The organism is Massilia sp. CFBP 13721, assembly GCF_014842025.1.
Classification (GTDB): domain Bacteria; phylum Pseudomonadota; class Gammaproteobacteria; order Burkholderiales; family Burkholderiaceae_D; genus Telluria.
Genome location: NZ_JACYUY010000026.1, coordinates 1 through 23,282, shown reverse-complemented (window position 1 = coordinate 23,282; position 23,282 = coordinate 1). Strand labels below are relative to the sequence as shown.

The 23,282-nt window shown below is 65.7% G+C and carries 15 protein-coding genes; 12 read left to right on the top strand and 3 right to left on the bottom strand.

Going from position 1 to position 23,282, the window contains the following annotated elements:
* Positions 1-26 precede the first annotated feature (26 nt).
* The 9 genes from IFT60_RS20965 (at position 27) to IFT60_RS20925 (ending at position 15,068) form a co-directional block, all read left to right on the top strand.
* A complete protein-coding gene (locus tag IFT60_RS20965; RefSeq protein ID WP_192055306.1) occupies positions 27-458 on the top strand; it encodes a hypothetical protein in 432 nt (143 codons plus the stop codon).
* Positions 459-650: 192 nt separating this feature from the next.
* A complete protein-coding gene (locus IFT60_RS20960) occupies positions 651-2,120 on the top strand; it encodes a sodium:solute symporter (protein WP_192055304.1) in 1,470 nt (489 codons plus the stop codon).
* 22 nt (positions 2,121-2,142) lie between these two features.
* The gene (gene sppA / locus IFT60_RS20955; protein ID WP_192055302.1) at positions 2,143-3,999 is read left to right on the top strand and encodes a signal peptide peptidase SppA; all 1,857 of its coding nucleotides are present in this window, start codon (positions 2,143-2,145) and stop codon (positions 3,997-3,999) included.
* A 289-nt stretch (positions 4,000-4,288) separates the two neighbouring features.
* Positions 4,289-5,665, top strand: coding sequence for an efflux RND transporter periplasmic adaptor subunit (locus IFT60_RS20950; RefSeq protein ID WP_192055299.1), 1,377 nt, complete (start codon positions 4,289-4,291; stop codon positions 5,663-5,665).
* Between the two features lie 214 nt (positions 5,666-5,879).
* Positions 5,880-8,978 (top strand): multidrug efflux RND transporter permease subunit, encoded by a 3,099-nt coding sequence (locus IFT60_RS20945; protein ID WP_192055297.1) that lies wholly within the window; start codon positions 5,880-5,882, stop codon positions 8,976-8,978.
* Positions 8,975-12,265: an efflux RND transporter permease subunit gene (locus IFT60_RS20940; protein ID WP_192055295.1), complete on the top strand. Its 3,291-nt coding sequence runs from the start codon at positions 8,975-8,977 to the stop codon at positions 12,263-12,265. The genes IFT60_RS20945 and IFT60_RS20940 overlap by 4 nt, the downstream gene beginning before the upstream one ends.
* A gap of 8 nt (positions 12,266-12,273) precedes the next feature.
* A complete protein-coding gene (locus IFT60_RS20935) occupies positions 12,274-13,674 on the top strand; it encodes an efflux transporter outer membrane subunit (RefSeq protein ID WP_192055293.1) in 1,401 nt (466 codons plus the stop codon).
* Between the two features lie 54 nt (positions 13,675-13,728).
* Entirely contained in the window at positions 13,729-13,905 is a 177-nt protein-coding gene (locus IFT60_RS20930) for a hypothetical protein (RefSeq protein ID WP_192055441.1), read from the top strand.
* Positions 13,906-14,528: 623 nt separating this feature from the next.
* Entirely contained in the window at positions 14,529-15,068 is a 540-nt protein-coding gene (locus IFT60_RS20925) for a PEP-CTERM sorting domain-containing protein (protein WP_192055291.1), read from the top strand.
* Positions 15,069-15,196: 128 nt separating this feature from the next.
* Here the strand turns inward: IFT60_RS20925 and IFT60_RS20920 are convergent, their stop codons facing one another.
* Both IFT60_RS20920 and IFT60_RS20915 read right to left on the bottom strand, forming a co-directional pair.
* Positions 15,197-16,171 (bottom strand): SDR family oxidoreductase, encoded by a 975-nt coding sequence (locus IFT60_RS20920; RefSeq protein WP_192055289.1) that lies wholly within the window; start codon positions 16,169-16,171, stop codon positions 15,197-15,199.
* Positions 16,172-16,216: 45 nt separating this feature from the next.
* Entirely contained in the window at positions 16,217-17,248 is a 1,032-nt protein-coding gene (locus tag IFT60_RS20915; RefSeq protein ID WP_192055286.1) for a bile acid:sodium symporter family protein, read from the bottom strand.
* 187 nt (positions 17,249-17,435) lie between these two features.
* Between IFT60_RS20915 and IFT60_RS20910 the strand changes: the two genes are divergently transcribed.
* On the top strand, positions 17,436-19,571 hold the full coding sequence (locus IFT60_RS20910; RefSeq protein ID WP_229511053.1) for a S46 family peptidase: 2,136 nt from the start codon (positions 17,436-17,438) through the stop codon (positions 19,569-19,571).
* Positions 19,572-19,858: 287 nt separating this feature from the next.
* On the opposite strand, the gene IFT60_RS20905 is transcribed toward IFT60_RS20910, so the two are convergent.
* Entirely contained in the window at positions 19,859-21,814 is a 1,956-nt protein-coding gene (locus IFT60_RS20905; protein ID WP_192055284.1) for an alpha/beta hydrolase family protein, read from the bottom strand.
* 281 nt (positions 21,815-22,095) lie between these two features.
* On the opposite strand from IFT60_RS20905, the gene pnuC reads away from it, so the two are divergent.
* Complete coding sequence (pnuC, locus tag IFT60_RS20900; RefSeq protein ID WP_192055282.1) at positions 22,096-22,695, top strand: nicotinamide riboside transporter PnuC; 600 nt, start codon at positions 22,096-22,098, stop codon at positions 22,693-22,695.
* Positions 22,692-23,216 carry an ATP/GTP-binding protein gene (locus IFT60_RS20895; RefSeq protein ID WP_192055279.1) on the top strand — a complete coding sequence of 175 codons (525 nt, stop codon included), beginning with the start codon at positions 22,692-22,694 and terminating at the stop codon, positions 23,214-23,216. Before pnuC ends, IFT60_RS20895 begins: the two co-directional genes overlap by 4 nt.
* Positions 23,217-23,282: the final 66 nt, after the last annotated feature.

The window sequence follows — 23,282 nt, the reverse complement described above, 5'->3', positions numbered from 1 at the left end:
TCACAACCGTGGTGAAAGGAGCTGTCATGCGTGCGCTGTCCAAGCTGCTGCTGTCCCTCGTCGTCCTCACACCCATCGTCCAGGCCGCTCCGCCGGCGCCTGCGACGAACCACCCCATCCTCGGCATCTGGCGCCTGGCGCTGCCCGAACTCCACTGCGTCGAAACCTACCGCTTCCGCGGCGACGGCACCACCCTGGTGACGAGCAAGGAAGAAATCTCCGAAAGCGAATACCGCATCCCCGACCAGCCCAGCAAGAACGGCTTCTACAAGCTCGAGGACCGCATCGTCAAGGACAACGGCAAGCAGGACTGTTCCGGCGAGATCATCAAGGTCGGCACCAAGGCGACCAACTTCCTGCGCTTCCATCCCTCGGGCGCGCTGTTCCTGATGTGCAGCGACGAGACGATGGAGGCGTGCATCGGACCGTTCGAGCGAGTGGAAGGCGAGGAGGCTTGACGATTTTGTAGGGTGGGCACTTGTGCCCACGCGGTTTCATCATTCGCACATTTGCGCCGTTGATCCCATTCGCGGCACCGGCGTTCCCCATATTGCGCACGATGGGATGCGCAATGGTACGACCGCCGATGGCTCACGCTGGCATCTGGGTGTATATTGCTGGGCGCACCATCACCACCCAACAAAAAACACATGTCCCCGGTTCTCCTCTTCTGCATCCTCATCGGCTATTTCGCGCTCCTGCTGGGCGTGGCCTGGGCCACTTCCCGCAACGCCAACAACGACAGCTTCTTCATCGGTAACAAGAGCAGCAACTGGATGCTGGTCGCCTTCGGCATGGTCGGCACCACGCTCTCGGGCGCTACTTTTATTAGCGTGCCCGGCGCCGTCGGCAAGGATGCCTTCGGCTATGGCCAGATCCTGATCGGCTACGTGTTCGGCTACATCGCCGTGGCCTATATCCTGCTGCCGCTGTACTACCGCCTGAAACTGACCTCTATCTACCACTACCTCGACGTGCGCCTCGGGCGGCGCGCCTACCAGAGCGGCGCCGGCTTCTTCATCATCTCGCGCCTGCTCGGTTCGACCGCGCGGCTGTACCTGGTCGTTAATATTCTCCAGGCCATCATCCTCGACAGCCTCGGCATCCCGTTCTGGGCCACCACCCTCGTGATCCTGGCCATGATCCTGATGTACACCTACCAGGGCGGCGTGAAGACCATCGTCTGGACCGATACCTTGCAAACCACCTGCATGCTGTTCGGCCTGTTCGCCTGCGTCTGGTTCCTGCTGAACGAACTGGGCATGTCGGTGCCCGAGAGCCTGAACGCGATGCAGACGCAGGACCTGGCGCGCATCTTCACCTGGGACTTCGACAGTCCCAACTTCTTCTGGAAGCAGTTCGTCGCCGGCATCTTCATCGTGCTGACGATGACGGGCATGGACCAGGAAATGATGCAAAAGACGATCTCGGTGAAAACCCTGGCCGACTCGCAAAAAAACTTGCTGAGCCTGACCGCGGTGCTGGTAGTGGTGCTGTCGTCATTCCTGTTCCTGGGCGGCCTGCTGTACCTGTACGCGCCGCTGGCCGGCGTCACCGCCACCGGCGACAAGATCTTTCCGGCCGTGGTCATGGGCCACCTGCCGGCCGCGGTGCAGATCATCTTCCTGATCGCGCTGGTGTCGGCCCTGTTCCCCAGCGCCGACGGCGCCATCACCGCGCTCACCTCCACCTTCTGCATCGACATTCTCGGCATCAAGCGCCGCCCCGACCTCGACCAGGCTGGCCAGGAACGCCTGCGCCGCCATGTGCACCTGGGCTTTGCGCTGCTGTTCCTGGTGCTGGTGCTGGGTTTTAAATGGATCGACGAACCGAGCATGATCGTGGTGATCCTGAAGCTGGCCGCCTACACCTATGGACCGCTGCTTGGCCTGTTCGCCTTCGGCATGCTGACCAGGCGCACCCTGACCGACCGCCTCGTGCCCTTCGTGACGATCGGCGCGCCGCTTCTTTGCGCGGTTCTTGAGTTCAATCAGCAATATTTGCTTGGCAGCTATCGGCTGGGACTTGAACTGCTGATGCTCAATGGCATACTCGTATTCGCCGGCCTGTTTGCGATTTCGCACAAGGAAGCGGCGGGCAAACTCGCCGTGACCGTTTGATCTTCCCCTCATTGGAGTTCCGATGTCCTTCAAGCCTTTGACTTCCCTGCGCCGCGGTATCGGCATGTTCTGGCGCGGCCTGGACGCCACCCGCCGCTTCGTGCTGAACGCCCTGTTCCTGGTCATCGTGATCGCGCTGCTGGTGGCGATCTTCGGCGGCGGCGCCAAGCCGCTGGTGTCGAAAACCGCGCTGGTGCTGGAACTTCGCGGCGACCTGGTCGAGCAGCACAGCGGCGACCTGCGCGATGCCTTGCTGTCGAACGTCGGTGGCGAAACGCGCCGCATGATCGAGTTGCGCGACCTGCTGGTCGTGCTCGACGCCGCCGCCAAGGACAAGCACATCGGCAGCGTACTGCTGATGCTCGACGAACTCGATGGCGGCGGCCTGGCCATGCTGCACGAGGTCGGCGCCGCGATCGACCGCGTCAAGGCGGCCGGCAAGCCGGTCGTCGCCTGGGGCGGCAACTTCGACCAGAAGCGCTACCTGCTGGCCTCGCACGCCAGCGAAGTCTATGTGCACCCGATGGGCATGGTGATGATCCAGGGCTTCGGCAGGCACCGCAATTACTATCGCGATGCGCTCGACAAGGTGGGCGTCACGGTCAACCTGATGAAAGTCGGTACATTCAAGAGCGCCGCCGAGCCCTTCATCAGCAATGGCCCGTCGCAGGCCTCGATCGAGGCCGACACCTACCTGTATGGCGCGCTGTGGCAGGGCTACACGGCCAGCATCGAGAAGAACCGCAAGCTGGCGCCCGGCGCCGTGGCAAAGAGCGTCGACCAGCTGCCGCAGCTGATGGAAGCGGCCGGCGGCAGCGCCGCGCAGGTGGCGCTCAACCTGAAATTCGTCGACGGCATCAAGACCCGCGACGAAGTGCGCGCGCTGATGATCAAGCGCGGTGTGTACGAGGAATCGATCAAAACCTTCCGCCAGGTGTCGTTCGGCGACTACCTCGCGCGCAATCCACAAAAAGCCTTTGGCGACGCGGTCGGCGTGGTCGTCGCTTCCGGCGAGATCGTCGACGGGCAGGGCGGCCCCGGCGTGGTCGGCGGCGTCTCCACCGCCAACATGATCCGCCGCGCGCGCGAGGACGATGCCGTCAAGGCGCTGGTGCTGCGCGTCGATTCGCCCGGCGGCAGCGCCTACGCCTCGGAACTGATCCGGCGCGAACTGGAACTGACGCGTGCGGCCGGCAAGCCGGTCGTGGTATCGATGGGCAACGTCGCCGCCTCGGGCGGCTACTGGATCTCGATGGCGGCCGACGAAGTCATCGCCGACCCGTCCACCATCACCGGCTCGATCGGCGTGTTCGCCATCCTGCCGACCGCCGACAAGGTGGCCGACAAGCTGGGCGTGCGCACGGCCGGCGTGACCACCACCTGGCTGGCCGACGCCTACAACCCGCTGCGCCCGCTCGATCCGCGCTTCGGCCAGCTGGTCCAGTCCAGCATCAACAACGTCTACCGCGAGTTCACCACGCGCGCGGCGGCGGCGCGCAAGACGACCCCGGCGAAGATCGACGAAGTCGGCCAGGGCCGGGTCTGGACCGGCGCCCAGGCCAAGGAACGCGGCCTGGTCGACCGCCTGGGCAGCTATGGCGACGCGCTGCGCTCGGCAGCGAAGCGCGCGAAACTCGGTGACGACTTCCGCGTCGCCTATGTCGAGCGTCCGGGTTCGACCTTCGAGCGCTTGCTGTCGGCGATCGGCGTGTCGGCGGCGCAGGCCATGACCATCCAGGTGAAACTCGGCATGCTGCCCGATGCGATCCCGAACGCCGCCGTGGCCGGCGTGGCGAAAGACCTGGGCTGGTTGTCGGAACTGGCGGACGGCAAAAAGCCGTTTGCGGCGGTTACCCACTGCCTCTGCGAGCTGCCATAGCTTGACGAGGTAAAGCCATGTAGCGGATTTGTATCCGCTGTTACAAATTGCGCAATGCCGAAAAACGGGCGCCGGACACATCCGGCGCCCGTTTTTCGTGTATTTGCGCCTTACGTCGCCCTATGGCGTAAAGCCGTGTAAAGACCTGTCCCGGAGACGTCCGCTTGCCGCCAATCTGGCGCGGGTACTATGTACGTTACGAAACATATTCATCCCGCGTGGCGTGCTACATTCCAAGCTGATTACATTGCGCTTTTGTCAGCAAGCACGCCGAACATCAAGGATGAGCATGGATTCCACCGTTACCCCGAACAAGACCCCGAAGACCGACCTGCGCCGCAAGAAGCGCGGCAAGCTGATCGGCAGCGTGATTGCCGTGCTCGCCATGGTGGCGCTGGCGGCGCTGGCCTGGCACCTGACGCATCGCACGCCGCAGGGCGCGGGTGGCGCCGGAGCGGGTCCGGGCGCCGCGGGTGCGGGCGCACGCGGCGGCGCCGGGGCCGGCCCTGGCGCGGGTGGCGGCGGCCCCGGCGGGGGCGGTCCGGGCGGCGGACGGCGCGGCGCACCGGCCACCACGGTCGGCGTGGCGACGGCCGAGCAGGTCGACATCCCGGTCACGCTCGAAGCCCTGGGCACGGTGACGCCGGCGGCGATTGCCACCGTGCGCCCGCAAGTATCGGGCGTGCTGCAAAAGATCAACTTCACCGAAGGGCAGATCGTGCGCGCCGGCCAGGTGCTGGCGACGATCGATCCGCGCTCGTCCGAGATCGCGCTGCTGCAGGCGACCGGCCAGCGCCAGCGCGACGAAGCCCAGCTGGAAAGCGCGCGCCTGACCCTGTCGCGCTACCGCACCCTGCTGGAACAGGACTCGATCGCGCGCCAGGAAGTCGATACCCAGGCGGCCCTGGTCAAGCAGCTGGAAGCGACGGTGAAGACCGATACCGCGGCCGAGAACCTGGCGCGCCTGAACCTGAGCTACACCCAGGTCAAGGCGCCGATCGGCGGGCGCGTCGGCCTGCGCACGGTCGACATCGGCAACCTGGTCGGCAGCGGCGACGCCAACGGCATCGCAGTGATCACCCAGTTCTCGCCGATCGACGTCGAATTCGCCGTGCCGCAAGACCATGTGCCGGAACTGCAGGGCCGCATCGCCGAGAACGCCAAGCTGGCCGCCACCGCGCTCGACCGCACCCGCAGCACCGCGCTCGCCAGCGGCCGCTTCGCCGCGCTCGACAACCAGGTCGACGTCCAGACCGGCACCGTGCGCGCCAAGGCCCGTTTCGAGAACACCGACAACAAGCTGTTCCCGAGCCAGTTCGTCAACCTGCGCCTGCAGGTGCGCACGATCGAGGATGCCGTCGTGGTGCCGGTCAACGCGCTGCGCCATGGGGCCAACGGCGATTTCGTGTACGTGCTCAATCCGCAGGAGAAGACGGTGGCGCTGCGCCAGGTGACGCGCGGGCAGGCCACTGGCGACAAGGTGCAGGTGGCGACGGGCTTGAAAGCAGGCGAGCAGGTGATTACCGAAGGCGCCGACCGCCTCAAGGATGGCGCCAAGGTGACCTTGCCGGGCGACCGCCCGCAGGGTGCAGGTGGGCGCCAGGGCGGGCAGGGCGCGCAGGGCGAACGTCCGCGTCGCCAGCAGCGTGAGGGAGCCACGCAATGATGTTGTATGGCTCCTCGCACGCCCCGACGTATCCGCGAGGGATCGTAGGGTGGGCGGGTCTCCCGCCCACGCGTTCAGCGCACGGATGCGTCGCGGCTGAGCGTGCAGTTACTCCTGGTTTCTTGACGCTTCGCGGTCAAGCACCCGCTGGCTGGACGCGTGGGCGGCGAAGCCGCCCACCCTACGGGTCTGTCTCACATGGTGAGGTGAAATCATGAGCCCATCAGGCCCGTTTATTCGCCGCCCAGTCGCCACGGCCCTGCTGATGCTGGCCATCGTATTGGCCGGCCTGGTCGGCTACAAGTTCCTGCCGCTGTCCGCCCTGCCGCAGGTCGACTTCCCGACCATCCAGGTGCAGACCCTGTACCCCGGCGCCAGCCCGGAAGTCATGGCGCGCACGGTCACGGCGCCGATGGAGCGCCAGTTTGGCCAGATGTCGGGCCTCTCGCGCATGAGTTCGACCAGCGCCGCCGGCGTCTCGATCGTCACCCTGCAGTTCGGCCTCGGCCAGACGCTCGACGTGGCCGAGCAGGAAGTGCAGGCCGCGATCAATGCCGGCGGCTCGCTGCTGCCGGCCGACTTGCCGGCGCCGCCGGTGTACGCCAAGGTCAACCCGGCCGATGCGCCGGTGCTGACGCTGGCCATTACCTCCGACACGGTGCCCCTGACCGAAATCCAGAACCTGGTCAACACGCGCCTGGCGCTGAAAATCAGCCAGGTTTCGGGCGTGGGCCAGGTCACGCTCTCGGGCGGCCAGCGTCCGGCGGTGCGCATCCAGGCCGATACCGAGGCGCTGGCCTCGTACGGCATGGGCCTGGACTCGCTGCGCACCGCGATCACTGCGGCGAATGCCAACAGCGCCAAGGGCAGTTTCGACGGCCCGACCCGCGCCTACGCCATCAACGCCAACGACCAGCTGGTCACTGTCGAGGATTATAAGAACCTGATCGTCGCCTATCGCAATGGCGCCCCCGTGCGCCTCGGGAACGTGGCGCAGGTGGTCGACAGCGCCGAGAACGTGCGCCTGGGCGCCTGGGCCAACCTGAAACCGGCGATCATCCTCAACGTGCAGCGCCAGCCGGGCGCGAACGTCATCGCCACCGTCGACGCGATTAAAGAGCGCCTGCCCGAACTGCAGGCCGGCCTGCCGGCATCGCTGCGCCTGGACGTGCTGTCCGACCGCACCACCGGCATCCGCGCCTCGGTCGAGCACGTGCAGATCGAACTGCTGCTGGCCGTGGTGCTGGTGGTGCTGGTGATCTTCGCCTTCCTGCACAGCATCCGCGCCACCGTGATCGCCAGCCTGGCCGTACCGATCTCGCTGATCGGCACCTTCGGCGTCATGTACCTGCTCGGCTACAGCCTGAACAACCTGTCGCTGATGGCGCTGACGATCGCCACCGGCTTCGTCGTCGACGATGCGATCGTCATGATCGAGAACATCGCGCGCTATATCGAAGAAGGCGAGAAGCCGATGGCCGCCGCGATCAAGGGCGCGGCGCAGATCGGGTTCACCATCATCTCGCTGACGGTGTCGCTGATTGCCGTGCTGATCCCGTTGCTGTTCATGGGCGACGTGGTCGGGCGCCTGTTCCGCGAATTCGCGGTCACGCTGGCAATTACGATCCTGATTTCCGGCGTCGTTTCGCTGACGCTGGTGCCGATGATGTCGGCGCGCTGGCTGCGCAGCCACGAAGAGGAAAAGCCGGGCAAGTGGGCCAACAAGACCCAGGCCTTTTTCGATCGCGTGATCCACAAGTACGACCGCGGCCTCGACTGGGTGCTGGCGCGCCAGGGCCTGACCCTGATCGTCGCCCTGGCCACGCTGGGGCTGACGGCCCTGCTGTGGGTGGTGATCCCGAAAGGCCTGTTCCCGACCCAGGACACCGGCCAGCTGCAGGCACGCGTCGAAGCGCGCCAGGCCATCTCGTACGAACGCATGGCCGAGATGCAGCAGGCGGCGGCCAAGGCCATCCTGCAGGATCCGGCGGTCGAGTCGCTGGCCTCGAACGTCGGCGTCGATGCCGCCAACAACACCATGCTCCACACCGGCACCATGCTGATCAACCTGAAGCGCGATCGCGACGGCGACCCCGACGAGATCATGACGCGCCTGAAGCGCCGCGTGGCGGACGTCGCCGGCCTGACGCTGTATTTGCAGCCGACCCAGGACCTGACCATCGACGCCGAAAGCGGCCCGACCCAGTACCGCGTCTCGCTCGAAGGGGCGGATAACGCCACCGTGATCGAATGGGCGCGCAAGCTGGTGGCGCGCATGGCCGAGCAAAAACAGCTGAGGAACGTCACGACGGACGCCGGCGCGGTCGGCGCCGCCGCCGTGGTCCACATCGACCGCGACACCGCCTCGCGCCTCGGGATCACGGCGTCCAGCATCGACGACGCGCTCTACAGCGCATTCGGCCAGCGCATCGTCTCGACCATCTTCACCGAGACCAACCAGTACCGCGTGATCCTCGAAGCGCAACAGGACGAAGCGATGTCGCTGCAGGCACTGGGCCGCCTGCAACTGCGCACCAGCTCGGGCGAACCGACGCCGCTGTCCGCGGTGGCGACCATCCGTGAAGAGCAGGCGCCGCTGCAGGTGACCCACGTGGCGCAATATCCGGCCACGACCATCGGTTTCGACACCGCCAACGGCGCTTCGCTCGGCCAGGCGGTCGACGCGATCCGCGCCGCCGCCGCCGACATCAAGCTGCCGGCCGCGGTCACCCTGAGCTTCCTCGGCGCTTCCGGCGCCTACGAGAACTCGCTGTCGAACCAGCTGTGGCTGATCCTGGCCGCCGTGGTCTGCGTCTACATCGTGCTCGGCGTGCTGTACGAGAGCTACATCCACCCGCTCACCATCCTGTCGACGCTGCCCTCGGCCGGCGTCGGCGCATTGCTGGCGCTGTGGGTCACGGGGCAAGGGCTGGGCGTGATCGGCATCATCGGCATCATCCTCCTGATCGGCATCGTCAAGAAGAATGCGATCATGATGATCGACTTCGCGATCGAGGCCGAGCGCGACCAGGGCATGTCGCCGCTGGACGCCATCCGCCAGGCCGCGCTGCTGCGCTTCCGTCCGATCCTGATGACGACGCTGGCGGCGCTGTTCGCGGCGATTCCGCTGATGTTCGGCTGGGGCGAGGGCGCGGAGCTGCGCCGTCCACTGGGCCTGGCGATTTTCGGCGGCCTGATCCTGTCGCAGCTGCTGACGCTGTTCACGACGCCGGTGATCTATCTGGCGTTCGACCGGGTTTCGCGGCGCTGGAGCGGCAAGGCGCCGGCAAAGCCGCGTGAGGTCGGCGCATGAACCTGTCGAAGCCCTTCGTCCAGCGCCCGATCGCGACCGTCCTCTTGACGCTCGGGCTGGCGCTGGCCGGCATCGGCGCCTTTTTCGTGCTGCCGGTGTCGCCGCTGCCGCAGGTCGACTATCCGACCATTTCGGTGTCGGCCTCGCTGCCGGGCGCCAGCCCGGAGACCATGGCCAGCAGCGTCGCCACGCCGCTGGAGCGGCGGCTCGGCGTGATCGCCGGCGTCAACGAAATGACCTCGAACTCGGGCAATGGCTCGACCCGCGTCAGCCTGCAGTTCGACCTGAACCGCAAGATCGACTCGGCCGCGCGCGAAGTGCAGGCCGCGATCAATGCCGCGCGTGCCGACCTGCCATCCACCCTGCGCAGCAACCCGACCTACCGCAAGGCCAACCCGTCCGACCAGCCGGTTATCATTCTTGCGCTCACCTCGCAGACGCGCAGCCCCGGCCAGATCTACGACGCCGTCTCGAACATCGTCCAGCAGCGCGTGGCCCAGGTGCCCGGCGTGGGCGAGGTCGAGATCGGCGGCGGTTCGCTGCCGGCGGTGCGCGTGGAACTGCTGCCGTATGCGCTGAACCGCTACGGCGTCTCGGCCGAAGACGTGCGCGCCGCCATCCAGTCGAGCAACCCGAACCGCCCGAAAGGCGCGCTGGAAGCGAACGGCAACCGCCTGCAGATCTATTCGCAGGCCGACACGCCCACCAATGGCCGTACCGCCGCCGACTACCGCGACCTGGTCGTGGCCTGGCGCGGCGGCGCCGCGATCCGCCTGCAGGACGTGGCGCAAGTCATCGACGGCCCGGAAAACATCAATACGCTGGGCCTGTTCAATGGCGAACCGGCCGTGATCGTGCTGATCACGCGCCAGCCCTCGGCCAACGTGATCGAAACGGTGGACGGCGTGCGCGCGCTGCTGCCGGCGCTGCAGGCGCAGCTACCCGGTGACGTCAAGCTGCAGGTGGCGTCGGACCGCACCAATTCGATCCGCTCCTCGCTGCACGAAATCGAATTCACGCTGATGCTCTCGATCCTGCTGGTGGTGCTGGTGGTGAGCGTGTTCCTGCGCAGCGTGCGCGCCACCATCATTCCGGCGGTGGCGACGGTGGTTTCGCTGCTCGGCACCTTCGGCGTCATGTACCTGCTGGGCTTCAGCCTGAACAACCTGTCGCTGATGGCGCTCACGGTCGCCACCGGCTTCGTCGTCGACGACGCCATCGTCGTGCTGGAAAACACGGCGCGCCATATCGAAGCCGGCATGGACCGCATGCAGGCGGCGCTGGTCGGCGCACGCGAAGTCGGCTTCACCGTACTCTCGATCAGCCTGTCGCTGGTGGCGGTGTTCATTCCGCTGCTGTTCATGGGCGGGCAGGTGGGACGCCTGTTCCGCGAGTTCGCGGTAACGCTGTCCGCCGCCGTCATGATTTCGCTGGTGATCTCGCTGACCACCACGCCGATGATGTGCGCCTGGCTGCTGAAAAAGGGGCACACGATCGAACGCCCGCCGGGGCGCCTTGCGCGCTGGTCCGAGGCCGGCTTCAATCGCCTGCTGCGCGTGTACGAGCGTTCGCTCGACTGGGCGCTGGGCAGCATGGCGCTGGTGATGGTGATCCTGGTGTTCGTGGTGGGACTGAACGTCTACCTGTTCTCGGCGGCGCCGAAAGGCTTCTTCCCGCAGCAGGACACGGGCCAGATCAGCGGCGGCATCCGCGCCGACCAGAGCATCTCGTTCCAGGCGATGCAGGCCAAGATGAAGCAGCTGGTCAACATCATCAAGCGCGATCCGGCCGTGAATACCGTGGTCGGCTTCACCGGCGGCGGCCGGGCCGGTGGCGGCTTCATGTTCATCGACCTCAAACCCGCCTCCGAACGCACGGATAAAGGCCAGGCCGTGATCGCGCGCCTGCGTCCGCAACTGGCGCGCGTGACCGGGGTCTCGCTGTTCCTCAACCCGGTGCAGGATTTGCGGATGGGTGGGCGCTCCAGCAATTCGACCTACCAGTACACGCTGAAAAGCGACAACGCCGAAGATCTGAAAGCCTGGGCCGGCAAACTGGCCGACGCCATGAAGCGCCAGCCGCAGCTGGTCGACGTCGATACCGACCAGGCCGAGAACGGCGTCGAGATGTTCGTCACCATCGACAAGGACAGCGCCGCGCGCCTGGGCATCAACACGCGCGACGTCGACAATGCGCTGTACAACAATTTTGGACAGCGCCAGGTGTCGAAGATCTACGATGAGCTGAACCAGTACAGCGTGATCATGGGCGTGGCGCAGAAATATGCGCAGTCGCCCGAAGCGCTGAAGGACGTGTACGTGCCGGCGAAGCCGACGAGCGGCACGGCGCCGGCGTCGTCTACGCCCGTTGCCGCCAGCACCACCGGCGGCGCCGCCAGCGGTACCACCACAGCGGCCGGCACGCCTGCGCCGGCCTCGAACCTGACGGCCACGCGCGACGCTTCCAGCGGCTCGGCCTTATCAAACAGCGTCACCACCATGGTGCCTTTGTCCGCGATCGCCAGCTTCGCCGAAAGTTCGACCCCGACCTCGGTCAACCACCAGGACGGCGAACTGGCGACCACGGTGTCGTTCAACCTGGCCGAGGGCGCCAACCTGGACGACGGCAAGGCGGCCGTGAAGCAGGCGGAAGCCGACATCGCCATGCCGTCCAACGTGCGCGGCAGCTTCCAGGGCACGGCGCGCGCGGCCGAGGAATCGAACAAGGAGCAGCCATTGCTGATCCTGGCGGCGATCGTCGTCATCTACCTGGTGCTCGGCATCCTGTACGAAAGCCTGATCCACCCGATCACGGTGCTCTCCACCTTGCCGTCGGCCGGCGTCGGCGCCGTGCTGGCGCTCCTGATGTTCAACATGGAGTTCTCGATCATCGCGCTCATTGGCGTGTTCCTCCTGATCGGCATCGTCAAGAAGAACGCGATCCTGATCATCGACTTCGCGCTCGACCTCGAACGCGGCAAAGGCGTCTCGGCGCTGGAGGCGGTGCGCGAAGCCTGCCTGCTGCGCTTCCGCCCGATCCTGATGACGACGCTGGCCGCGGCGCTGGGCGCGCTGCCGCTGGCGATCGGCTTCGGCGAAGGCTCGGAATTGCGCCGGCCGCTGGGCATCGCCATCATCGGCGGCCTGATCGCCAGCCAGCTGCTCACGCTGCTCACCACGCCGGTGGTCTACGTCCTGCTCGACAAGCTGCGCAGCCACAAGCCCGACGAACACGAACTGGCGCGCCGTCCGATCGAGGACGAGGCGGTTCCTTCCATTTCGAAATGAGATCCTGTATGCAGACATCCACCCCGTTCCGACTGACCCTGCTGGCACTCGCATTGAGTTTGGCCGGCTGCGCCGTCGGCCCCGCCTACGTGCGTCCCGAGGCGCCGCCGTCGGCCGCCTTCAAGGAGCTCGACGGCTGGGTGCCGGCCGCGCCCGCCGACGCGCTCGAGCGCGGGCCCTGGTGGCAGCTGTTCGGCGACCCGCTGCTCGACGAACTCGTCGCCGGCGTGGAAGTCTCGAACCAGAACGTGGCCGCAGCAAGCGCCAACTATGCGCAGGCGCGCGCCGCCGTCGCCCAGCAGCGCGCGGCGCTGTTCCCGACGGTCTCGCTTAACCTGTCGGGCGACCGTTCGGGCGTGCGTTCGCAAGGCGCAGACAACAGCTATCGCCTGAACCTGGGCGGCAGCTGGGAGCCGGACGTCTGGGGCCGCCTGCGCGCGGGCGTCGCCAGCGCCCAGGCCGGGCTGGAGGCGAGCGCCGCCGACCTGGCCAGCGCACGCCTGTCTAGCCAGGGCGAACTGGCATCGAACTATTTCACGATCCGCGCGCTCGACGCCCAGAGCGCGCTATTGAGCCGCACGATCGCCGGCTACGAGCGCGAGCTGCAGATCACGCAGAACCGCTTCAACGTCGGCATCGCCGCCCGTACCGACGTGCTGCAGGCGCAGACCCAGCTCGCCAGCGCGCGCAGCGACGCCTTGACGCTGGCGCGCCAGCGCGCCCAGTTCGAACATGCGATCGCGATCCTGGTCGGCAAGGCGCCGAGCGAATTCACGCTGGCCGCCAGTCCCGAATGGCGGGTGACGGTGCCCGAGGTGCCGGTCGGCGTGCCAGCGACGCTGCTGCAGCGCCGCCCCGACATCGCCGCCGCCGAGCGCGACGTCGCCGCGGCCAACGCCGAGATCGGCATCGCGCGTGCGGCCTACTTCCCGAACATCGGCTTGTCCGGCTCCCTGGGTTCCGGCGGCAGCCGCGTGGGCGACCTGTTCTCGGCCTCGAACGCGGCCTGGTCGTTCGGCCTGTCGGCGGCGCAGTCGATCTTCAACGCCGGCGCCATCCGCGCCAGCGTCGCGGGTGCCGAAGCGCGCCAGCAGGCGGCGGTCGCGCGATACCGCCAGACGGTGTTGAACGCCTTTGCCGACGTCGAGGACCAGCTCAGCGCGACCCGCGTACTGGCCCAGCAGCAGGAGTTGCGGCGCCAGGCCTCGGAAGCGGCCGACCTGGTCGAGCAGCAGATCATGAACCGCTATCGGGCCGGGCAGGTGGGCTACACCGAAGTGGTGCAGGCGCAGGTGACTGCACTGAATGCGCGCCGCAACTTGGTGCAGGTGCAGAGCGACCGCCAGACGGTCGCCGTCGCGCTGATCCAGTCGCTCGGCGGCGGCTGGCAGGCGGGGGCCGCGCCTTGAAGTAGCGGGCCTGGTCCCCATCTCCGTTGTTCAATTACTAAAACCAGGCCCGCCATGTTCTTCTTCCGCCATCCGAAACCCATCATCGACGGCCGCGCGGTCGCCGTCCAGGTGGTGCAGCAGAAAGCCACGCAGGCCGTGTCGCGCACGGTGCTCATCGTGGAGACGCCGCCTGCATCGGCCGGCCAGCCCGAGGCGTCGCATCCTGCCCCTGCGCAGGATGCCTGTTAAGCCAGATTTTCCCAGGAAAGCAGGCTCGGACCTGTAGAGTTTGTGAAAAAATCGTCAGGGCAAGGCGCATTGTCGAAGACAGTACGAGGGTACGGCGAGACGATGCAACGCCGCCATGGCGTTTTTTTCACACACTCGTAGGGTGGGCGGCTATACCTGTTCAGTTTGCGGACCAGCGGCGTGTGCGCCGCCCACGCGTTCAACCAGCAAGAGATCTGTCGCGATGTTTCAAGGTGCGCGGCATCCGTGCAGCGTGCGCACGTGTTCAAAACAGCCCACCTTGCAGGCCGGGGCATCATTCTCGACACGAATGATCGGTGACCAGACTGGTCTTTCCCCGGAGGCCAATCCTCCTGGGCGCTGACATTATCCATAGCGGGCGTAAATACATTTACGGCAACGAATGTTGTCGAAAAATCTTACGATTATTGAATTTATATTTAATTAATGTTCATCAAGTAATTGTTTTTAAGGGGAAATTTCTTCCAGGCACAGTTTATGCTAACTAATCGTCCTGTAAGCGTTGTAACCATATCGGGCGCAGTCGGAGCAGTACCCGCACCGCACCCGACATTTTCATAAACGGTCAGGTTAGCGACCAACCCTTGGACAGGAACGACTCGATGAAACTGATGAAAAGTTTGAAAAGTGCCGCCGCCATTGCCTTGCTGTTTTCGGCAGGCGTAGCCAATGCTGCTCTGTACCAGTTCAACCTCACCGGCGATTACACCGCCAGCTGGCAGCTCAACTCCACCGTCTCGCCGGATGCTGCCGGCGAAGGTGAAGGCTTTATCCTGTGGGATGTCGAGGGTAATTTCCCAGGTTCGCTGTTTGACGTCGTCGACCTGACTTTCTACAACGCCGACATTGGCGGCGGCATGGAAATCCTTGATTTCTATAGCGATACCTATCTGCTGGTGACTGACGGCGCCCAGCTGTACACCGGTAGCGAAGAGTCCCCGACCTTCCGTCTCGGCACCTTCGGCATGACCGAATTCGGCGGTACTGGTACCTACACGCTGACCATAACCAACCTCGACGCCGGTCCTGGCCCGGGTCCTGACCCTGATCCAACCGACGTGCCTGAACCGGCAACCGCCGCCATGCTGCTCAGCGGCCTGGGCATGCTGTACGCTTCGCGCAAGCGTCGCCAGGGTAAATAAGGTTTTGCTCCAGCCGGTGTGTGCACATCGGCTGGGGACGCGTATCGATCCCTCCGCGCCCGTCTCCACGGGCGCTCAGTCAGCAGTGACATCCGCGCATCCGCCGCAATCGACACCTCCTTGACGCTTCAGCGAGACCGCTCACGCCGCCGCAGCAACTGCCAGCCGAGCACGCCGAGCGCCAGGCCGGCGCCAACTGTCAGCGCAGTGTTGGACTGCGGCTGCGTCTTCAGTTGGCCGCTGTGGATGCCGCTGACGCCGTCCTGTGGTGCGTACAGTGCGCCGGCGGTGTTGCCGGTCCGGTCGGCCCGTTTCGACCAGCTGTCCATGAAGCGGCCCAGCAGCAGCGCGGGCAGGGGCGCGGCCAGTTCGCTGATCTTCATCAGCGCCGCCGGCGCGCCGACCACGGTGGTGTCGCGCGGCTGCCGGGCCAGGGCGACGACGGCATCGGCCACTTTTTCGGGCGCCAGCGTGCCGGGCGGGTAGGACAGTTTCGCGCCCGTGTAATTCGCCGCGTGCCGGAAGCCGGGCGTGTCGACAAAGGTCGGATAGACGTCGCAGACGTGAATGTCCGGATGCGCCTGCAGTTCTGCACGCAAGGCTTCGCTGAAGCCGCGCAGGCCGAACTTGCTGGCCGCATAGGCCGCGGAATAGGGCGAGGCGACGAAGCCGCCAAAGGAAATCATGTTCACCCAGATGCCGTGACCCTGGCGCAGGAACACCGGCAGCACCGCGTGGGCGTCATGCATGTGGCCCAGCAGGTTGGCCTCGATCACGCGCCGGTGGTCGGCCAGCGGGACCTCGTCATACTTGCCGACCACGCCGATGCCGACGTCGCTGAACCACAGGTCGATCTCGCCGAGGATCTCCTGCGCCTCGGTGGCGAGGGCGCCGACGGCGGCGGCGTCGGTCACGTCGACGACGCGCACTTCGGCGCTGCCGCCGGCGTCGCGGCACCGGCGCGCGACGTCGTCGAGTCCTTCCTGGCCGCGCGCGGCGAGCACCAGCATGGCGCCGGTCCTGGCGAAAGCGATCGCGGTGGCGGCGCCGATGCCGCTGGAGGCGCCGGTGATGACGACGCGGGTGGTGGTTGTTGGGATCATCGTGCTTGCCTTGTGAGTTGTCGGTTCGTGCAAGCCCATGTTGCCCTAACTACCGGGTTCGAAGGCGCACGACTCGGCCCGTTCCTCCCGCCGCGCCCAGCGCTGCGCCAGCACCGCGCACACCATCAGCTGGATCTGGTGGAACAGCATCAGCGGCAGGATGATCATCCCCAGCGCCGACGGTGCGAACAGCACCTTCGCCATCGGCACGCCGCTGGCCAGGCTTTTCTTCGAGCCGCAAAACACGATCGTGATCTCGTCTTCCTTCGAAAAGCCGAGGCGGCGGCTGGTCCAGGCGGCCAGGCCGAGGGCAATCGCCAGCATCACGCAGGACAAACCGATCAGCGCGGCCAGCGTGGCGCCCGAGATGTGCTGCCACAGCCCCTCGGCGACCGATTCGCTGAAGGCCGTGTACACTACCAGCAGGATCGAACCCTGGTCGACATAGCGCAGCAGCGGCTTGTGGCGGTCGATGAAGGCGCCGATCCAGGGCCGCAGCAACTGGCCGGCGATAAAGGGGAGCAGCAACTGCTCGACGATCTTCCAGACCTGCGCTAGGCCCGAGCCGCCCGCGCCCTGCGCGCCCTGCAGCACGAAGGCGCTGACCAGCACCGGCGTCAGGAAGATGCCGAGGAAATTCGAGGCCGAGGCGCTGCAGACGGCGGCGGCCACGTTCCCGCGCGCCAGCGCCGTGAACGCGATCGAGGATTGCACGGTGGAGGGCAGCACGCACAGGAACAGGATGCCCATCGTCAGTTCGGGCGTGAGCACCATCAGCGCCAGCGGCTGGATGGCCAGGCCCATCAGCGGGAACATGACGAAGGTACAGGCCAGCACCAGCAGGTGCAAGCGCCAGTGGGTCAGTCCCGCCACCAGCGCCTCGCGCGACAGCTTGGCGCCGTGCAGGAAGAACAGCAGGCCGATCGCCACCGTGGTGACGTCGCCGAGGACCAGCGCGGCCTGGCCGCTGGCCGGCAGCAGGCTGGCCAGCAGCACCATTCCCATCAGGCCGATGGTAAAAGGGTCCAGCGCCAGGCGGCGCAGCAGGGTGGAGAAGGAAGAGGCGATACGTCCCATGGTGTCATCCGGCGGCGAAACGGCCATTCTAGCCCGAGCGCGACCGATGCGTGGCTGGCCGTGGATGCTCGCCTCCAAGGTTCGGTTTCAACACGCGCACTCATGTATTGACGCCGAAAAATCGTTTTCCGGCGCTCCCCAACCGGGCTATACTCCCCGCTTGAATTTTTCTCAACCGGGGTCTACCTTGTTCAAATCGCTCGTTCTTCCTGTCCTGCTGCTGGGCACCGCGGCCAATGCCGTGGCCGACGAAGGCCAGTGGCAGCCGCACCAGCTGCCGCAACTGAAATCCGAACTGAAACGCATCGGCATCACGATGCCGGCCGAGAAGCTGGCCGACCTGTCGAAGCATCCGATGAGCGCGATCGTCTCGCTCGGCGGCTGCTCGGCTTCGTTCGTGTCGCCCGATGGCCTGGTGGTCACCAACCACCACTGCGCCTATGGCGCCATCCAGCGCAACGCGACCCCGGAAAAGAACTACATCGTCGACGGCTTCCTGGCAAAGACCCGTGCCGAAGAACTGCCGGGCGGCCCGAACTCGCTGGTGTACGTGACCGAAAAGGTCGAAAACGTCACGGAGCGCGTGCTGAAGGACCTGGGACCTGACCTGACCGGCCGCCAGCGCAACGAGGCGATCTCGGGACGCATCAAGGCCCTGATCGCCGAATGCGAGAGCGACAAGGCGTATCGTTGCTCGGTGCCGGCCTTCCACCGCGGCCTCGAGTACTACCGCATCAGGCAGCTGATGATCCGCGACGTGCGCCTGGTGTACGCGCCGTCGGACAAGATCGGCAACTTCGGCGGCGACATCGACAACTACGAATGGCCGCGCCAGACCGGCGACTATTCCTTCCTGCGCGCCTACGTCGGCCCGGACGGCCGCCCGGCCGACCCGTCGCCGAACAACGTGCCCTATAAATCGAAGGACTTCCTGGTCGTCTCGGCCGAAGGCCTGAAGAATGGCGATCCGATCCTGCTGGCCGGCTATCCGGGCCGCACCAGCCGCTACAAGCTGCCGTCGGAAGTGCGCTTTGCGCGCGACACTGACCTGCCGGGCCGCGTGTCCACCATCACGGCCGACCTCGACGTGATTGCTTCGGCCACCAAGGGCAACCCGGCCTGGGACGTGCGCTACGCCAGCGTCGCCAAGAGCCTGAACAACGTGCTGAAAAAGAGCCAGGGCCTGCTCGACGGCTTCGCGCGCAAGGACATCGCTGCGATCAAGGACGTGCAGGATGCGGAGTTCCGCGCGTGGTATGGGAAGAACGGTAGCGGTCCCACGCTGCTGGCCGACCTCGACGCCGTGATCGCACTCGACATGGCGCTCTCGCGCGAAGAAGCCGCCTACGCCGAAGCGACCCACAGCGACCTGCTCAAGAGTGCGCGCCTGCTGTACCGCCTGGCGCAGGAACGCCAGAAGCCGGACGCCCAGCGCGACAGCGGCTACCAGGAACGCGACCTCTCGTTCATCAAGGCGCGCCTGACCCGCCTCGAACAGTCGTTCGTCACCAGCGTCGACCAGGCACGCTACGCCGCGGCCCTGAACCGCTATGCGAAGATCGGTGCGAAGCTGCATCCGCAAGGACTGGACGCGCTGGTACCGGATGCGAACGGCCTGGCTGCCCTGTACCAGTCGACCGAACTGGCCGATACCGCCAAGCGCCTGGCCTGGATCGGCCAGGACGTGAACGCCTTCCGCGCCTCGAAGGACCCGTTCATCATGCTGGCCGTGCGCATGAACGACGTCGCCAATAGCCTGGAAGAGCGCCGCAAGGAAGTCGACGGCAACCTCGACCGCACCATCCCGCAATACATGTCGGCCGTGATCGCGTACAAGAAGTCGCAGGGCAAACCGGTCTACCCGGACGCGAATTCGACGCTGCGCGTGACCTACGGCACCGTTTCGCCCTACGCGCCGCGCGACGGGCTGGTCAAGGGTCCGTTCACCACCGTCGAGGGCATCGTCGAAAAGGCCACCGACAAGGATCCGTTCCTGGTGCCGGCGGCACTCACCGAGGCGGTGAAAGCCAAGCGCTATGGCGTGTTCAAGGATCCGGTGCTGAACACGGTGCCGGTCAACTTCCTGTCGAGCGCGGACACGACCGGCGGCAATTCCGGTTCGGCCATCATGAACAAGCGCGGCGAACTGGTCGGCCTGAACTTCGATTCGACCTATGAATCGATTACCAAGGACTGGTACTTCGACACCGCGATCACGCGCGCGATCCACGTCGACATCCGCTACATGCTGTGGGTGATGAAGGAAGTCGACCATGCCGACAACCTGTTGAAGGAAATGACGATCAAGTATCCGAAGAAGTAATTCGGATATTGGTCAGAGCAAGCCGCGGCCGGAGAAATCCCTCGCGGCTTTTTTGTAGGGTGGACGGGTCCTCCCGTCCACGCGGCGATCGTCAGCGGCTCCGTTGTCGGGCTCGATGATCTCGCTGTCAACCCGCGTGGACGGGGAACCCGTCCACCCTACGCGAAGCGAATGTCGCCGTCCATGTGACGGTGAACCTGCGGACAATCCTGTCCGATTTCGGGCAACCGGCGAAAAAAAACCGCGGCGTGGGGCGCCGCGGATGCCGGGCAGGGTTGCAGTGCGGGTCAGTGCGCTGCCGCCGTGCCGATATGCTTGCCGAGGAAGGCTTCGAGCTTTTCGTAGAACGCGGTGCGGTTGGCCGTGTCGTAGAAGCCGTGGCCTTCGTTCGGGGCCAGGAACCATTCCGGCGGACGGCCGGCGGCGATCAGGGCGGCGCGCATCGATTCGGCGTGCTCGACCGGCGTGATCTTGTCGTTGCCGCCGTGGACCAGCAATACCGGCGACTTGATCCGGGCCGCTTGCGCGATCGGCGAATTGCGCGTCAGTTCCTCGCGGTCGTCGCCGACATATTTGCGGTAGAAGCTGGCGCGTACCGTGTCGTGGCGGTTGTTGCTCGGCTTGGCCAGCAGTTTCAGGTCGTAGGCGCCGACATAGCCGACTGCGCACTTGTACAGGTCGGGCTCGCGCGCGGCCAGCATCATCGCGGCGTAGCCGCCGTAGCTCGCGCCGTAGGAGCAGACGCGGGCGCCGTCGACTTCACCCTGGGCGATCGCCCAGCGCGTGGCGTCGACCAGGTCGTCGATCATCTTGCCGGCCCATTGGCGGTAGCCCGCTTCCAGGAAGTCGACGCCGCGGCCGCCGGAACCGCGGAAGTTCAGCTGCAGCACGGCATAGCCGCGGCTGGCGAGGAACTGCGCGTCTTCCTCGAAGAACCAGGCGTCGTAAATCCCGTGCGGTCCGCCGTGCGGCAGCACCACCAGCGGCACCTTGGCATCCTTGGCGTGGGCCGGCATGGTGAGGAAGCCGTGCAGCGCCAGGCCGTCGCGCGCCTTGAGGCTGATTGGACGGCGTTCGGCCATCTGCTCCGGATCGATCGACTCCATCGCCGAGAACAGCATGTCGGCCTTCATGGCCGTACGGTCGAACAGGTAGTACGAGCCCGGATCGCGGTCGCTGCGGACGCTGAACAGGATCAGGTTCTTGTCGTCGGTGACGTCGATGAAGTGCAGGTACTGTCCGGGAAACTGCGCGCTCAACTGCTTGTGCAGGACGCTGTCGGGATTGTTCTCGTCGAAATAGCGCACGCGCGGCAAGCCGACCGTCGAACGGGCGGCGAAGGGCATGGCCGAGGTGCCGTACATCGCGCCCGTAAAGCTGCCGACCGGATCCTCGAACAGCACCGTACGCTTGCCGGTCTCGAGGTTTTCGCGCACCAGCTTGTCCGGCTCGCCGTCCGCGGAATAGGTGGCCACGAAATCCTTACCGTCGGTGCTGAACTGGAACGGCTCGTAGCGCCGCACCTTGTCGCCGGGGAGCTTGTTCCAGCGTCCGCTGGCGTCGTCGAGGCGGAACAGCACGGCGTGGCTCTGGTCGTCGACGCCGCTGGCGAAACGCGGCTTGCCGTCCTGCTGCAGGACGAACTCGAGGTCGGGCATCGGCAGGTCGGCCATCAGGCGGCGGGTCGCCTTGTTCGAATCGATGTCGTACAGCAGGCTGTGGTTGCCTTCCCAGGCATGGCTGGTCAGGAACAGGTGGCCATCGCGCTTGCGCGACACCGCTTCGATATAGCCGTAGGCATAGTCGTCGCCATAGCGGTCGCCGCGGCTGGACGACAGGAACATCTTGTAGCCGAACAGGTATTGCGACTTGCTGCCGTCGAGTTCGGCGGAGAGGACTTCGCCGGTCCCCATCGGCGCTTCGCGCGAACCGAATTCGCGTCCCTTGGCGATCGCCAGGCGCGTCGGGCTGACCCACTGGTAGTCCAGCGGCACTTCGAACAGCGGCATCCGGATCGCGCCGGTCTGCTTCATTTCCGGCAGCTTGTAGACCATCACGACCGGCACGAAGCGGTCGTTCAGCGCGACCCGCGCCGTGATCGCAATGTGCTTGCCGTCAGGCGCAAGGCGCGGCTTGGAGTACTGGTCCTCATGCACGAATGCCGAGAGCGGCACGCTGGGCGCGGAGAAGACAGGCTGGCTCGACAACAACAGGCCGCACAGGACGGCAGAACGCACAAACATGGAACCACTCCTCGATAGACCTTCCGGCATGCAGGAAGTGTTGCCGGAACGCTATGAGTATATCGAAACAATTTCTCAAAGTTAATACGAAGTAAATAATTGTGTTAATAATTTTTTTGGCTGTGGCGCGCGATGCACAGGGGCACGCGAGCATCGCGGCCGGCGTTGTTCTTGCGCATTCGACCACGAGGCCGGATAATCCCCTGTTGACTTCGACCGTTGCGTCTCCTTCCGGCACGCGGCATTTCCCCCTGTTTCGCGTCGCCGCGATTTTCCCACGCATGAACGACAAACTCGCCTTATTCGGCTTCGCCACCACCCCGCTCGAACTGGTTTCGTTTGCCCTGGCGGCCACCACGGTAATGCTCAACATCCGCCAGAACCACTGGGCCTGGCTGTTCTCGATCGCCTCGTCCGCCACCTATGCGGTTGTCTTCTTCGATGCGCGCCTGTATGGCGACAGCGGCCTGCAGCTGGTGTTCATCGCCGCCTCCGTGTGGGGCTGGTGGCAGTGGCTGCGTGGCACGGGCGAGACCAGGCTGGTCGTCACGCGCCTCGGCCGCGCCGGCTGGGCCTGGGCGCTGGCCGGCTGGGGCGCAGCCTTCCTGGCGCTGTCGTGGTTCCTGCAGAACTATACGAATACCGACGTGCCGCACATGGATGGCTTCCTGACCGCCGGCAGCCTGGTCGGCCAGCTGCTGCTGGCCCGTAAAAAAGTCGAGAACTGGCACGTGTGGATCGTGGTCGACGTGCTGTACGTGGGCCTGTACATCGTCAAGGACCTGCACGTGACGGCGGTGCTGTATGCGGTGTTCGTGGTGCTGGCGGCGCGTGGCCTGCGCGCCTGGAGCAATATCGCGCAGCCGAAAGGATTGGCATGAGCGTGCGCCGCATCGCCGTGCTGGGCGCGGAATCGTCCGGCAAGTCGACCCTGTGCGGCGCGCTGGCGCGCCGCTACGACACGCTATGGGTGCCCGAATACCTGCGCGAATTCGTCGACACGCATGATCGCGTGCCCTTCGAGGAAGACCAGTATGGCATCGCCCGCACCCAGCGCGCGCGCGAGGACGCCGCTGCCGCCGCGGCGAACGCATTCCTGTTCTGCGACACGACGCCGCTGATGACGGCGCTCTACAGCCGGGTGTACTGGGGCAGGGTCAATGCGGAGCTGGCGCTGCTGGCGGCGACGCATGACTATGCGCTGACCCTGGTGACCGCGCCCGATACGCCCTGGGTGGCCGATGGCCTGATGCGCGAATCGGAAGCGGTGCGCCAGCAGGTGTTCGCCATGCTGGTGGCGGAACTGGACGCGCGCGGCATCCGCTTCGTGCTGCTGGAAGGGGACCTGCCGCACAGGTTGCGGCAGGTCGAGGCGGCGTTGAAGGTGCTGGTGCCGTTGTAGATACCGTCTTGACCGTCAAGCCCTACATCGCAAATTTTGGATCGTAGGGCTTACCGGAATGGACGA